This window comes from Chryseobacterium sp. T16E-39 (genome assembly GCF_002216065.1).
Lineage (GTDB): Bacteria > Bacteroidota > Bacteroidia > Flavobacteriales > Weeksellaceae > Chryseobacterium.
Genome location: NZ_CP022282.1, coordinates 2,872,659 through 2,885,999, shown reverse-complemented (window position 1 = coordinate 2,885,999; position 13,341 = coordinate 2,872,659). Strand labels below are relative to the sequence as shown.

At 34.7% G+C, this 13,341-nt stretch carries 15 protein-coding genes; 8 read left to right on the top strand and 7 right to left on the bottom strand.

Annotated features, from left to right (window positions below; all coding sequences use genetic code 11):
- Nucleotides 1-85 precede the first annotated feature (85 nt).
- The 8 genes from metK to CEY12_RS12955 all read left to right on the top strand — a co-directional run bounded on the left by metK (nucleotide 86) and on the right by CEY12_RS12955 (nucleotide 6,411).
- On the top strand, nucleotides 86-1,366 hold the full coding sequence (metK, locus tag CEY12_RS12985) for a methionine adenosyltransferase (RefSeq protein WP_089028088.1): 1,281 nt from the start codon (nucleotides 86-88) through the stop codon (nucleotides 1,364-1,366).
- Nucleotides 1,367-1,450: 84 nt separating this feature from the next.
- Nucleotides 1,451-1,942, top strand: coding sequence for a hypothetical protein (locus CEY12_RS12980; RefSeq protein ID WP_172821036.1), 492 nt, complete (start codon nucleotides 1,451-1,453; stop codon nucleotides 1,940-1,942).
- 198 nt (nucleotides 1,943-2,140) lie between these two features.
- On the top strand, nucleotides 2,141-2,731 hold the full coding sequence (locus tag CEY12_RS12975) for an RNA polymerase sigma factor (RefSeq protein WP_089028087.1): 591 nt from the start codon (nucleotides 2,141-2,143) through the stop codon (nucleotides 2,729-2,731).
- 199 nt (nucleotides 2,732-2,930) lie between these two features.
- Complete coding sequence (locus CEY12_RS12970) at nucleotides 2,931-3,626, top strand: YjjG family noncanonical pyrimidine nucleotidase (RefSeq protein WP_089028086.1); 696 nt, start codon at nucleotides 2,931-2,933, stop codon at nucleotides 3,624-3,626.
- A gap of 85 nt (nucleotides 3,627-3,711) precedes the next feature.
- Complete coding sequence (locus CEY12_RS12965) at nucleotides 3,712-4,161, top strand: PepSY-like domain-containing protein (protein ID WP_089028085.1); 450 nt, start codon at nucleotides 3,712-3,714, stop codon at nucleotides 4,159-4,161.
- Between the two features lie 32 nt (nucleotides 4,162-4,193).
- Entirely contained in the window at nucleotides 4,194-4,379 is a 186-nt protein-coding gene (locus tag CEY12_RS22280) for a hypothetical protein (protein ID WP_157676816.1), read from the top strand.
- Nucleotides 4,380-4,459: 80 nt separating this feature from the next.
- Nucleotides 4,460-5,131, top strand: a complete 672-nt coding sequence (locus CEY12_RS12960; RefSeq protein WP_089028084.1) for a response regulator transcription factor — start codon at nucleotides 4,460-4,462, stop codon at nucleotides 5,129-5,131.
- Nucleotides 5,131-6,411, top strand: coding sequence for a sensor histidine kinase (locus CEY12_RS12955; RefSeq protein WP_089028083.1), 1,281 nt, complete (start codon nucleotides 5,131-5,133; stop codon nucleotides 6,409-6,411). The genes CEY12_RS12960 and CEY12_RS12955 overlap by 1 nt, the downstream gene beginning before the upstream one ends.
- A gap of 14 nt (nucleotides 6,412-6,425) precedes the next feature.
- Here the strand turns inward: CEY12_RS12955 and trpS are convergent, their stop codons facing one another.
- The 7 genes from trpS to ileS all read right to left on the bottom strand — a co-directional run bounded on the left by trpS (nucleotide 6,426) and on the right by ileS (nucleotide 13,182).
- Nucleotides 6,426-7,394 carry a tryptophan--tRNA ligase gene (trpS, locus tag CEY12_RS12950; RefSeq protein WP_089028082.1) on the bottom strand — a complete coding sequence of 323 codons (969 nt, stop codon included), beginning with the start codon at nucleotides 7,392-7,394 and terminating at the stop codon, nucleotides 6,426-6,428.
- A 126-nt stretch (nucleotides 7,395-7,520) separates the two neighbouring features.
- Entirely contained in the window at nucleotides 7,521-8,165 is a 645-nt protein-coding gene (locus CEY12_RS12945) for a vancomycin high temperature exclusion protein (protein WP_089028081.1), read from the bottom strand.
- Between the two features lie 12 nt (nucleotides 8,166-8,177).
- Nucleotides 8,178-8,816, bottom strand: coding sequence for a lipoprotein signal peptidase (locus CEY12_RS12940; RefSeq protein ID WP_089028080.1), 639 nt, complete (start codon nucleotides 8,814-8,816; stop codon nucleotides 8,178-8,180).
- Complete coding sequence (locus CEY12_RS12935; RefSeq protein WP_089028079.1) at nucleotides 8,816-9,010, bottom strand: DUF2683 family protein; 195 nt, start codon at nucleotides 9,008-9,010, stop codon at nucleotides 8,816-8,818. Before CEY12_RS12935 ends, CEY12_RS12940 begins: the two co-directional genes overlap by 1 nt.
- A gap of 16 nt (nucleotides 9,011-9,026) precedes the next feature.
- Complete coding sequence (locus CEY12_RS12930) at nucleotides 9,027-9,272, bottom strand: DUF6576 domain-containing protein (RefSeq protein ID WP_089028078.1); 246 nt, start codon at nucleotides 9,270-9,272, stop codon at nucleotides 9,027-9,029.
- Nucleotides 9,273-9,352: 80 nt separating this feature from the next.
- Nucleotides 9,353-9,733, bottom strand: coding sequence for a TraR/DksA family transcriptional regulator (locus tag CEY12_RS12925; protein ID WP_034740299.1), 381 nt, complete (start codon nucleotides 9,731-9,733; stop codon nucleotides 9,353-9,355).
- A 59-nt stretch (nucleotides 9,734-9,792) separates the two neighbouring features.
- Nucleotides 9,793-13,182, bottom strand: coding sequence for an isoleucine--tRNA ligase (ileS, locus tag CEY12_RS12920; RefSeq protein ID WP_089028077.1), 3,390 nt, complete (start codon nucleotides 13,180-13,182; stop codon nucleotides 9,793-9,795).
- Nucleotides 13,183-13,341 lie beyond the last annotated feature (159 nt).

The following is a 13,341-nucleotide window of genomic DNA, read 5'->3' as shown; positions in this document are numbered from 1 at the left end:
TAAAACAGTATTTCTTTTTGAGCTTTCCATGCAATTATTCACATTATTCCTCACATTTTTAATTTAATAAAAAACAAAGAATAATATGTCTTATTTATTTACATCTGAATCAGTTTCAGAAGGGCATCCTGATAAAATTGCAGATCAGATTTCTGACGCTTTAATTGATCATTTTTTAGCATACGACAAAACTTCAAAAGTAGCTTGTGAAACTCTTGTTACTACTGGACAGGTTGTGCTTGCCGGAGAAGTTAAATCAGATGCTTATCTTGATGTTCAGACCATTGCCAGAGAGGTTATCAATGGTATAGGGTATACCAAAGGTGAATATATGTTCAATGGAGATTCTTGTGGAGTGATCTCTGCAATTCATGAGCAGTCACCGGATATTAACCAGGGTGTTGACCGAAAAGTGGCAGATGAAACTTTCGAAAGTAAGGCTAATGCACAAGGTGCTGGTGACCAGGGAATGATGTTTGGATATGCAACTAATGAAACGGCGAATTATATGCCTTTGGCATTAGATCTGGCACATACTATTCTTAAAGAGCTTTCTGCAGTAAGAAGAGAAAACAAAGAGATCGCTTATTTGCGTCCTGATGCGAAAAGCCAGGTTACTATCGAATATTCGGATGATCATAAGCCGGTAAGAATTGATTCAATTGTTGTTTCTACACAACATGACGATTTTGCTTCTGAAGAAGAAATGTTGAGTAAAATCCGTCAGGATATCAAAAATATTCTGATCCCAAGGGTAGTTGCTCAGCAAACAGAGGAGATCAAAGCTTTATTTAATGATCAGATCAAATACCATATCAACCCAACAGGAAAGTTTGTAATTGGAGGACCTCATGGGGATACAGGTTTGACAGGTAGAAAAATTATCGTTGATACTTACGGAGGGAAAGGAGCTCACGGAGGTGGTGCTTTCTCTGGAAAAGATCCTTCTAAAGTTGACAGAAGTGCTGCCTATGCGACAAGACATATTGCTAAAAACCTTGTAGCTGCTGGTGTTGCAGATGAAGTATTGGTACAGGTGTCTTATGCAATTGGTGTTGCAGAGCCTTGTGGTTTGTATATTAATACTTACGGAACTTCAAAAGTAGATATCCATGATGGAGAGATTGCTAAAAAAGTGTCTGCCATTTTTGATTTAAGACCATACGCTATTGAAGAAAACCTGAAGCTAAGAAATCCGATCTATCAGGAAACGGCTTCTTATGGACATATGGGTAAGGATCATTATATTGCAGATAAAACGTTCAATAAGGGTCATAAAAACGAACTTACTGTAAAAGACCTGGAATTCTTCACTTGGGAGAAATTAGACAAAGTAGAAGAGATTAAAACCGCATTTGGGATTTAATTTTTTCTTTGAGATATTTATACTGCTTTATCTTTCATTAGATAAGGCAGTTTTTTTTAATTTTACACCTTAAATAATTAAGAGATGATGAATTTTCGATTGGTAATAGCTGTTGTATCTGTTTTCTTTCTGTCCAGTTATGCAAGTGCACAATATACCATGCATAAAATGATTAATGTAGGATATGCCTATCAAAATCAAAGCTTTGGAGAGCTAGGTGGAAAATTACTTTTCCTGAAAAATGATGATGTGATCTACAGGGTTGGCGGCTCGGCATTGATGGGGACTACCCATTCAAAGTTTGCAATAATGCCTAAACTTCAGGCAGATGTCTTACTTAATTTTGAAAAAAATGTTGATTTCTATCATTCCTACTATTTTTTAGCGGGTGTAGAAGGAACAAATAAATATGTTGCGCCAAAAGTGGGAGTTACTTTATTTGGGTTGCTGGATTTAACGGCAGGTTATGCTTTCCCTATTGGTGGTGCTGAATTGAACGGAAAAAAGCTGAAAGGAGTGAATGTAAATTTTACATTAAATATCCCAACTGTCTTCATTCATGATATGTTTAAGTGATTTTTTTTAAAAAATTTTTCTAAATATTAATAATAGGTTAACAGTTATTAAAAATTTATTATATTTACATCCATAAATAAACGAACTGCTTATTGATTGGACTTTACTCTGAAAAACTGTTTTGTATTTACAGCGGAAACCAGATAAAATATCTGGAAGAAAAACTGTCGGCAAAAAATATATATTGAGAAGAAAGTCATGAAATCAAAATCGGATTGCGTATTAATTTCCCTTTACCAAAAAGGAGACGAAGGAGCTTTATCAACTCTTATTCATCGTCATCAGAGAGAACTGTTTACATTCATTTTTTACAAAATTAATGATGAAGACCTAGCCAATGATGTTTTCCAGGATACATTCATGAAAATTATTGTGATGTTGAAAGAAGGACGTTATAACGAAGAAGGAAAATTCATTCTTTGGGCAAAAAGGATTGCGTATAACCTAATTATCGATCATTTTAGATTAAAATCAAAGAATATCAAGGTTTCAGAAACTACTTTTGAGACTGATGAGTATTCTATTTTTGATCTCATCAGAGAACCTTCTGAAAATATTGAAGATCAATTAGTAACTAATCAGATTCAGGAAGATTTATTGCGAATGCTGCAATATTTACCACAGAACCAGCAAGAGGTTATTAAACTACGATTTTTTGACGGATTAAGTTTTAAAGAGATTGCTGACCATACAGATATGAGCATTAATACTACGTTAGGACGTGTAAGATATGCTTTAATCAATTTGAGAAAAATCATGGAAGAGAATAATATTATACTGACAAGATAATAATTATTAAAAATTCCCGTTTTAAGGATAAACATGTTTCGCCTATGAAAAAAAATGATTCCTTAAAAGTGAAAACTTTGAAACCAAAAAAACAAACCGTTGATTTTCTACTCAGCTTTTCAAAAAATCTGGGAATAGTTAAGATCAAAGATAAAAATTATTCGATTTCCAAGAATTAAAAGTATTAATTTTGTGCTGTATGAAAATTCAGCACATTTTTTTTGACCTGGACAATACGCTCTGGGACCACCGTAAGAACGCTTACCGTACCATCAAAGACCTTTTTGAAAAGCAGGAAATAGCCCTTAATTATAACATTGATTTTGAAGAATTTCATGAGGTCTACCATGAAATCAATGAGAGTCTTTGGGAGAAGATCCGGGATGGCATTATTGGTAAAGAGTATTTAAGAAAGCATCGTTTTTTTGATACTTTCAAACACTTTGGTGTAGAAAACGAAGAGCTTTCCGAATTTTTTGAAGAACACTTCCTTGATAAGATTCTTAATCATAATGAATTGGTAGAAGGGGCAATTTATATATTAGATTACTTAAAATCTAAGAATTATACACTACACATTATTTCTAATGGGTTTAAGGAAGTGACGGAACGGAAATGTATCCTGTCAGGGATCGATAAATATTTTAATACCATTACCAGTGCTGATGCAGTTGGGGTAAGAAAGCCCAGACCTGAAATTTTTGAATATTCTTTAGGGCGGGCACAGGCGGCTAAGGATGAAAGTATTCTGATTGGAGACGATTGGATTGCCGATGCTGTAGGGGCTATGAATTTTGGAATAGATATCATTTTCTTTGATGTGCTTAATGAAAACAGAACAGAGAACAACGTAAAGACGATTAAACATCTTCTGCAGATCAAAGAGTATCTATAAAAATTCTACGGCCGGTTTTTTTCCTAATTCTTTCCTAAATCAATATAGAACTTTGCTTCATAATAATTGAACAAAATTTTATATTATGAAAAATTTAAAGAAGATCACCAGTGTTATAACTTTTATTTTCCTGTTTGCAACTGGTTTTGTTTTTGCACAGGATCGTGCTATCAACCAAAATCAGTTACCGAAAACTGCCAAAAATTTTCTATTTGCTAATTTCAAGGGAGTTTCTATAGGTTCTGTTATTGAAGACCGCGAGATATATGGGGTAGATGAATACAAAGTATATCTATCCAACGGAACAAAAATTGAATTTGACAGCAAAGGGAACTGGAAAGAGGTAGATGGCAAACATCAGAAACTTCCATATGGTTTTATTCCTGCAGGGATAAGAAATTATGTGGCTAAGAGTTTTCCAAATACTTATGTCATAAAAATTGAAAAGGAAAGATGGTCCTACAAGGCGGAGCTTTCCAATGGTGTTGACCTGAAATTCGATAAAAATGGAAATTTTACTCGAATTGATGACTAACAATACTTTTTTAATCACAAAATTTTTATGTTATGGTAAATTGGAATATAATCAGCAAAGAAAGCCGGAGAAATATATTGGTCTTTATCACTAAGAACCATCCATCTGTGGTCGTTGAATCTATAAATAAGATAAGGGATATCTACAGGATTCATTTGTTAAATGGTAAAATACTCAGTTTCCGTGTAGATGGAAGCTTTATTAAAAATAATTTTTAATCTTGATAAATTATGACCTCCCGGCAACAGGAGGTTATAATTTTATATATTTGATCAGGGAGTTAGAATAAATAAGGGTTATGAAAATTTTAATTATTGAAGATGAACCAGAATTAAGAAATATTGTGCAAAGCTTTCTTGAAGCCGAACACTTTATTGTAGAATACGCCTCCAACTATACTTCGGGGCTTGAAAAGATCATTTCTTATGAATATGACTGTATTCTTCTGGATATTATGCTGCCCGATGGAAATGGAATGGATCTTCTGAAAGAGATTAAAAATATGCACAAAAAGGATCCGGTGATCATCTTGTCTGCAAAAGATTCCGTTGATGATAAAGTAAACGGATTGGAAATTGGAGCAGATGATTACCTGGCAAAGCCATTTCATCTTGCTGAGTTGATGGCAAGAATTAAATCGGTGATCAGAAGGAAAAATCAGGATGGTGAAAATATAATTAGTTATAAAAATATTTATATTGATCCTGACATCAGGAAAGTAAAGGTTGGGGATGAAGAATTGATCCTGAACCGTAAAGAATATGATCTGTTGTATTACTTTGTGATCCATCCGGAGAAAACATTACAGAAAACAATGCTTGCAGAAGCAATTTGGGGAGATTATATCGACCAGGCTGACAGTCTTGATTTTATTTATTCACAGATAAAAAATCTTCGTAAAAAATTAAAGACTTCCGGAGCAGACGCGGACTTTCAGGCGGTCTATGGAATTGGTTATAAATTTGTTTAATGAAAGTTTCACTGAAATATTATACGATAAAGTACCTGATAACAATCCTGTTATTAATTATTGCAGTATGGGCGGCATTGTTTTACGCTTACATCCTGGATGAGGTATATGATAATGTAGATGATGGATTGAAAAACAGGAAGATCCAAATTATCAAAGCGGTATATCTGGATGAAAACCTCTTGAAGAATAATGAGTTTGGTTTTAACGAATTTAAAATCAATCCTATTTCTGCATCAGAGCATCAGGAGAAAAACAGACTGTATAATAAAATGTATTATATGGAATACGATGATGAGGAACAGCCGTACAGAGTTATTGAGACCGATTTTATAGATCAGTTTGGAAAATATCAGAAACTGACCATCAGAACCTCTACGGTGGAGGAGGATGAGTTGGTATATGATCTGACAACTGCGCTTATTGTTTTGTATCTGCTGTTGGTGGTGAGTATTATGGGAATTAATGGATTCCTGCTTCACAGAGCCATGAAACCTTTCTATATAATATTGGATAAGCTCAAAAAATATCAGTTTGGAATACCTTCTGTTGAGCAGCCTCAGAACTATTCAATAAAAGAATTCGAGGAGCTGAATATTGAGATCAATGAGATGATCGATCGGAATGAGCTTGTTTTTCAACAGCAGAAACAGTTTATTGAAAACGCTTCGCACGAACTTCAGACTCCTTTAGCCATTGTTATCAATAAAATAGATCTTGCTATCCAGAATGATGAACTCGATAAAAATAACATCCAATTTTTCGATGGAGTGAAAAACGATTTGAGAAGAATGGCGAGTCTAAATAAGTCTCTGCTCATGCTTTCTAAAATCGAGAATAATCAATTCAGTTCGGTAGCCAATGTTAATTTTAATATATTGATCACAGAATTGCTCGATAGCTATGAGGATTTTATAGAGTTCAAAAATATCAATGTAAATGTATTGGAAAAAGAAGTTTTTGAAGCTGTTTTTAATCCTGATTTAGCACGCATTCTTATTTCTAATTTGCTTAAAAATGCAATTAAGTATAACCGTGAAGAAGGGCATTTACATATCATGACCGGAAAAGATAAACTGATCTTTCAAAATACAGGCTCAGAGATCCCACTGGAACAGGATAAGATTTTTACCCGATTTTATAAAAAAAGTGCAGATTCAAGTTCTACGGGATTGGGGCTTTCTATCATTAAGACTATAATAAAACAATATCCCGGATGGGATATTGTTTATACGTTCGAAAATGGAATGCATAGCTTCGTTTTATCTGACAACAGCTAGCATTTTGTATGTATTTAGATTCCTAAACTTTCTCGTACCCGTTTAATGGTTTCTACTGCAATGACTCTTGTTTTTGCAGCTCCAGCCTGAAGTTTTGCTTCCAGCTCGTCCAGATGGGTCATATAATAAGTATATGTTTCTCTTTCTTTCTGGAAACGGGTGATAATTAAATTGAATAACTCTGTTTTAGCATGCCCATATCCGAAGTTTCCAGCCAGGTATTTTGCTCTTAATTCTTCTGTCTGCTCAGGAGTGGCAATTAATTGATAAATGGTAAATGTTTTATCGGTTTCAGGATCTTTAGGCTCTTCTAAAGATTTAGAATCTGTTTCAATACTCATTACCTGTTTTTTCAGTTCCTTATCAGATAAGAAAATATTGATAATATTTCCCATCGATTTAGACATTTTGCGGCCATCTGTTCCAGGAACATATTTTGTATCTGCCTGAAGTTCAGCTTGTGGAAGTACCAACACTTCTCCCATCTGATTATTAAACCTTGAAGCCACATCCCGTGCAATTTCTAAATGCTGAAGCTGATCTTTTCCTACCGGAACAATCTCTGCGTCATATAATAAAATATCTGCAGACATTAATATAGGATAGGTGAAAAGTCCTGCATTCACATCCTGAAGTCTGTCTGCTTTATCTTTAAAAGAATGTGCCAGTGTTAATCTTTGATAAGGAAAAAAACATGATAAATGCCAAGATAGTTCACAGGTTTCAGGAATATCACTTTGTCTGTAAAAGAATGTTTTTTCAGTATCCAGCCCACAAGCAAGCCAAGCCGCAGCGATCTCGTAGGTATTTTGTTTTAATTTTTTTGCGTCTTTTATCTGCGTTAATGAATGCAGATTCGCAATGAATAAAAAAGACTCATTTCCTTCCTGTTTTGAAAGTTCAATAGCAGGAATAATAGCACCTAACAAATTTCCAAGGTGCGGAGTGCCGGTGGCTTGAACGCCGGTAAGAATTCTTGACATTTTGTTTATTATTTATAAAAATTAATGAATTACAAATTTACGATGTTTGTTGGAATAATGAATTAAAAGATTAAAAGCTCTCCGGGTAAATTTCATGAATACGTTTTCACAAAACATCCTTAAAAACTAAGGAATCACAATCTTCTCTCCTCCGAATTTTGGCTGTACTTCAAACAGAAGATCCCAATATACTTTAGCTTTTGCCACATATTCCCGCATATTGGTTTTTAAACCCGCATATTTATTGACATCATTTGCATTATATCCATATGCTTCAATTCCGTTTTTTCGGGCTAAAAATACCGCTCTTTCATTGTGGAATTTTTGTGAGATAATGATGATTTTAGTTTGTCCGAAAATCTCTTTGGCCCTTACCACAGAATCTAATGTTCTAAATCCGGCATGGTCAAGGATGATTCTGTCTTTTGGAATACCATACTTCATTAAAGTAAGCTGCATATCTTCCGGCTCATTATACTCTTTTGTACTATTATCACCACTTACAATAATGTATTGTATTTTACCGCTTTTAAAAAGGTCTATAGCTGCCTGGATCCTGTTATAAAAATATGCATTAGGCATCCCATTATTCAAAATCTTACTTGTCCCAAGAAGTATTGCTGTTTTGGTATTTGGAAAAGTAGAGAGGTTATTGGAAAGATAGGGAGCACTTTGCTTTTTAATGTTATAGTTGGCAAATGCAATAAAAATAATTCCTGCAACGATAAGAAGCAGGAAAATTTTAAATATATTTTTGATTATTTTTTTCATCTGTATTGTTCTCTAAAACTCGAGTCCGTTTGGAAAAGCCTTTTTCCTGAAAATTAATAATAATACTGCACCTACTGTGATGGCAGAGTCTGCAACATTAAAGATATATTTGAAAAATTCAATATGCTTACCACCTATTATTGGGTAGCTTTCCGGAACATTCCAGTCTACAATTGGGAAATGAAGCATATCCACGACGCAACCTCTCATAAAAGTAGAATATCCCTGTCCGGCAGAAGCGATTTTTGAAATCCCACCATAGCCAATCCATCGATCAATACTGGAATCATACACCGTTCCGCTATCGAAAATGAGACCATAGAACATTCCGTCGATAAGGTTACCGATTGCTCCGGCAAAAATAACGGCCATTGGAATGATAAGATAATTAGAAGCTCCCTGTTGAAGCCACTTTTTAAACATATAAACCATTCCTCCAATCAGGAATATTCTTAGAATAACTAAAAAATACTTACCGATTACCCCTCCAAAATGAAGACCATAAGCCATTCCCGGATTTTCTACGAAAGTAAGTTTAAAACCTGGAAGAACAGAAACACTATCATCCAGATTGAAATGAGTCTTAATGTAAATTTTTGAAGCCTGGTCTATTAACAATACCAAAAATGTAATAGCTAATATCTTTTTCATTACTCTCCTTTAGGTTTTGAAGGTTTTGAAGCTGCTCTTACATTTTTATTATCGCTCGCTTTCTTGATCACTTTCTGTCCATTAAATGAACTCTTCACATGAGCTTTTTCAAATTTAATGTTCATTTCTTTCAGTACATTTTTCAGTGCTGCAAGTTCCATCGGATTTTTAGGATGTACTATAATAGATTCCATTTCTTATATTTTATTTTTACTTCTTAGATAATTCGTCAAGTCTTTTCCTTTCTTTTGGAGAAAGATCATTGACGCCGTTTTTACCCATCTTAGCTAAGAGTCTGTCAATTTCTTTTTCCCTTTCGCGTTTATCCGAATTAAACTGATCGTCGATTGTATAGTTTTTATGTTGATCTGGAAAGAATTTATTCTTAATTCTGTCTTTGTTGAAAAACCATAACACCGCAATAAGTATAATCCCTAAAATTAAATATTCGCTCATGGATATAAATTAAAAATTAGGTTTATAAAGTATTACTGCTAATACAATATAAACCCAAATTTATTTTACAAACCTTACGGTTATTTCTGCATATTTTTCGCTTCGATGCTTAATGTAGCGTGAGGAACTGCTAACAGTCTTTCTTTTGGAATCAGTTTTCCCGTCACTCTGCAAACACCATACGTTTTATTTTCTATTCTGATTAAAGCGTTTTTAAGATCACGAACAAACTTCTCCTGTCTTCCTGCTAAGATCGAGTTTTGTTCTTTACTAAGAGTTTCCGCTCCTTCTTCAAACGCTTTGAATGTAGGAGACGTGTCATCAGTCCCGTTATTCTGGTCGTTGATAAAACTTTCTCTTATCAGTTGTAAATCTTTTTCAGCTTTTTCTATTTTTTCTTTAATGATCGCTTTAAACTCTTGTAAATCAGAATCATTATATCTTACTCTTTCGTCTGACATGTTCTTTTCTCTTTTTTAATAAAATTATGAAATGGAATTTGAAATGCAATAACTATACGTTAATTTTTTTCAACATTTACCTTAAAATTAACTTCATCTATCTCGATTTCGTTAAAATTTGAAAGTGAAGATACAATTTCTATTTTATTTGACAAGACCTCTGTAGAAATATATTCTTCATTTTTCTTGATATTATCAAGGAATGGTGAATTTTCTTCTATGAAGATATTTATTCTGTCCGTCAACTCAAAGTCCTTGTCTTTTCTTAGGTTTTGAATTCTATTAATGAACTCTCTTGCAATACCTTCAGATTTCAACTCGTCTGTTAACGTCAAATCTAATGCCACAGTTGTTTTCCCATCAGAAGTTACCGTCCATCCCGGAATGTCTTTTGTTGAAATTTCAACATCATTCATTGTTATTTCATAACCCTGGATATCTATTTTACCTTCTTTTTCTAAATTAGAAATTTGTTCTGCTGAAAAATCAGCAATTTCATTTCCGACGACTTTCATATCTTTTCCAAGCTTAGGGCCTAAAGCCTTAAAGTTGGGCTTGATTTGTTTTACAATTAAATGAGAAGCTTCTTCTGCATTAATTAATTGTAATTCTTTTACATTCACTTCCTGCTTGATCAGTTCTGCTACGGCTAAAATCTGTTCCTCAGCTTTAGAATCCAGGACAGGTACCAGCACTTTTTGTAGTGGTTGACGTACTTTTACATTTTCTTTTTTTCTTAAAGAAAATACCATACTTGTGATCTGCTGTGCTAAATGGGTTTTTTCAACCAGGTCCTGATCGATTAAACTTTCATCGGCAACCGGGAAGTCAGTAAGGTGTACGGACTCAAGACTTTCTTTTCCTGTTACCTTATTCAGATCCTGGTACAATTGATCCATAAAGAATGGAGCAATTGGTGCGGATAATTTAGCAACCACTTCAAGACAGGTATATAAAGTCTGGTAAGCAGAGATCTTATCATCAGAATACTCTCCTTTCCAGAAACGTCTTCTGCATAATCTTACATACCAGTTACTTAAGTTGTCATTTACAAAATTACTTATTGCTCTAGCTACTCTTGTAGGCTCATAATCCTCATAGAATGCTTTCACTTCCTTGATCAGAAGATTCAGTTCAGAAAGGATCCATCTGTCAATTTCCGGACGGTTTTCCACTTCTTTTTCTGAATAATTGAATCCATCTACATTTGCATATAATGCAAAGAAGGAATAGGTATTGTAAAGGGTGCCGAAGAATTTTCTTCTTACTTCGTCGATTCCCTCGATATCAAATTTTAAATTTTCCCAAGGATTCGCATTGGAGATCATATACCAACGTGTTGCATCCGGTCCGTAAACAGAAAGTGTTTCAAACGGGTCTACTGCATTACCTAAACGCTTAGACATCTTCTGCCCGTTTTTATCCAGAACAAGTCCGTTACTCATTACATTCTTATAAGCAACTGAATCAAAAACAGCAGTTCCGATAGCATGAAGTGTATAGAACCAACCACGGGTCTGATCCACACCTTCTGCGATGAAATCAGCAGGGAATGCCTTTTTATTATCTATTAATTCTTTATTCTCAAAAGGATAATGCAGCTGTGCATAAGGCATAGAACCTGAATCGAACCAAACATCGATCAAATCGCTTTCACGGTTCATAGGTCTTCCTGATACTGATACCAAAACAACTTTATCAACTACATTTTTATGAAGGTCAACCAACGAATAGTTTTCCTCAGACATATTTCCTATTTCAAAACCTTTGAATGGATTTTCTTTCATAAATCCTTTTTCAACCGATTTTTCGATCTCGTTGTATAGCTCTTCTACAGAACCGATCACCATTTCCTCTTTCAGGTCATCCGTTCTCCAGATCGGTAAAGGAATTCCCCAATAACGGGAACGGGATAGGTTCCAGTCGTTTACATTTTCTAACCAGTTGGCAAAACGTCCCTCTCCGGTAGCCTTTGGCTTCCAGTTGATCTCTTTGTTCAGATTAACCAAACGATCTTTTACAGCGGTCATTTTCACAAACCATGAATCCAATGGATAATACAATACTGGTTTGTCAGTTCTCCAGCAATGTGGATAGCTGTGGACATATTTTTCTACCTTGAAGGCTTTATTCTCTTCTTTTAATACAATGGCTAAATGAACATCCCATGATTTTTCAGGAGCAGTTCCGTCATCATAATATTCATTCTTGATATATTTCCCTGAAAATACCTCAGGAACATTCTCTCCTCTTATAAATTTACCCTGTAAATCGACTAACGGAACAAGATTGTCATTTTCATCTTTTACCAACATTGGAGGAATACCTGCTTCCTTAGCCACTCTTGCATCATCTGCACCAAAGGTAGGAGCGATATGTACGATACCGGTACCATCTTCTGTCGTTACAAAGTCCCCAAGGATTACTCTGAATGCTTTTTCTAGAGTCTCAGATGGAGTGAACCAGGGAATCAATTGTTCATATTGAGTTCCTGCCAGTTTTTCTCCTGTAAATTCCTTAAGAATTTGATAAGGAATTGTTTTGCTTTCCGATGTGTAGTTCGCAAAATCCTCTTCTGTTCCTGCAACATACTTTTTACCAAAATTCTTTTCCAAAAGAACTCTTGCCAATACTATGGTGATCGGTTCAAAAGTATATTGGTTGAATGTCTTAACAACAACATACTCAATGTCTCTTCCTACGGCAAGCGCCGTATTTGAAGGCAATGTCCATGGAGTAGTCGTCCATGCTAAAATATCTACGTTACCATCTACATCAGTGAACAGATCACTTGTTTCTTTCTTAACTCTGAATTGAGCCACGATCGTAGTGTCAGAAACATCACGATAAGTTCCCGGCTGATTCAATTCGTGTGAAGAAAGTCCTGTTCCTGCTTTGGGAGAGTAAGGCTGGATCGTGTACCCTTTATATAACAATTCCTTGCTGTATAATTGCTTCAACAACCACCAAACGGTCTCCATATATTTTGATTTATAGGTAATGTATGGATCTTCAAGATCCACCCAATATCCTATTTTCTCTGTAAGGTCATTCCATACATCCGTATAACGCATTACCGCCTCACGACATGCTCTGTTATAATCTTCAATAGAAATTTTTTTGCCAATGTCTTCTTTCGTAATCCCTAATTCTTTTTCAACACCCAGCTCCACAGGAAGTCCGTGTGTATCCCAACCCGCTTTACGGAAAACCTGTTTCCCGTTCTGAGTCTGATAACGGCAGAAAATATCTTTCAACGCTCTTGCCATTACATGGTGAATTCCAGGCATACCGTTTGCTGAAGGCGGACCTTCATAAAATACAAACTCAGGGCTACCCTCACGAATTTCAACACTTTTACTGAAAGTTTGATTTTGTTTCCAAAATTCCGAAACATTGTCGGCTATATCAATAAGGTTGAGGTTTTTGTATTCTTTAAATTGGCTCATTGTACTATCTCAATATCGTTGATTAATTAAGTTGGCAAATTTAGTGATTTTTTGTGGGTTTATAATATATGTTTTATTTTGATATCATCTATTAAAAAGTTCAATTTCAGAAATATAAATAATGGGATCAATTATTTGTGAATTTTGAAATGTAAAAAG

Excerpts from the sequence above, each read along its gene's own strand:
- CEY12_RS12960 (WP_089028084.1), top strand. The coding sequence starts at position 4,460 with ATGAAAATTTTAATTATTGAAGATGAACCAGAATTAAGAAATATTGTG.
- CEY12_RS12925 (WP_034740299.1), bottom strand. The coding sequence starts at position 9,733 with ATGTCAGACGAAAGAGTAAGATATAATGATTCTGATTTACAAGAGTTT.
- trpS (WP_089028082.1), bottom strand. The coding sequence starts at position 7,394 with ATGTCAAGAATTCTTACCGGCGTTCAAGCCACCGGCACTCCGCACCTT.
- CEY12_RS12945 (WP_089028081.1), bottom strand. The coding sequence starts at position 8,165 with ATGAAAAAAATAATCAAAAATATATTTAAAATTTTCCTGCTTCTTATC.
- CEY12_RS12935 (WP_089028079.1), bottom strand. The coding sequence starts at position 9,010 with ATGGAATCTATTATAGTACATCCTAAAAATCCGATGGAACTTGCAGCA.
- CEY12_RS12965 (WP_089028085.1), top strand. The coding sequence starts at position 3,712 with ATGAAAAATTTAAAGAAGATCACCAGTGTTATAACTTTTATTTTCCTG.
- CEY12_RS12970 (WP_089028086.1), top strand. The coding sequence starts at position 2,931 with ATGAAAATTCAGCACATTTTTTTTGACCTGGACAATACGCTCTGGGAC.
- CEY12_RS12975 (WP_089028087.1), top strand. The coding sequence starts at position 2,141 with ATGAAATCAAAATCGGATTGCGTATTAATTTCCCTTTACCAAAAAGGA.
- CEY12_RS22280 (WP_157676816.1), top strand. The coding sequence starts at position 4,194 with ATGGTAAATTGGAATATAATCAGCAAAGAAAGCCGGAGAAATATATTG.
- ileS (WP_089028077.1), bottom strand. The coding sequence starts at position 13,182 with ATGAGCCAATTTAAAGAATACAAAAACCTCAACCTTATTGATATAGCC.
- CEY12_RS12980 (WP_172821036.1), top strand. The coding sequence starts at position 1,451 with ATGATGAATTTTCGATTGGTAATAGCTGTTGTATCTGTTTTCTTTCTG.
- CEY12_RS12940 (WP_089028080.1), bottom strand. The coding sequence starts at position 8,816 with ATGAAAAAGATATTAGCTATTACATTTTTGGTATTGTTAATAGACCAG.
- CEY12_RS12930 (WP_089028078.1), bottom strand. The coding sequence starts at position 9,272 with ATGAGCGAATATTTAATTTTAGGGATTATACTTATTGCGGTGTTATGG.
- CEY12_RS12955 (WP_089028083.1), top strand. The coding sequence starts at position 5,131 with ATGAAAGTTTCACTGAAATATTATACGATAAAGTACCTGATAACAATC.
- metK (WP_089028088.1), top strand. The coding sequence starts at position 86 with ATGTCTTATTTATTTACATCTGAATCAGTTTCAGAAGGGCATCCTGAT.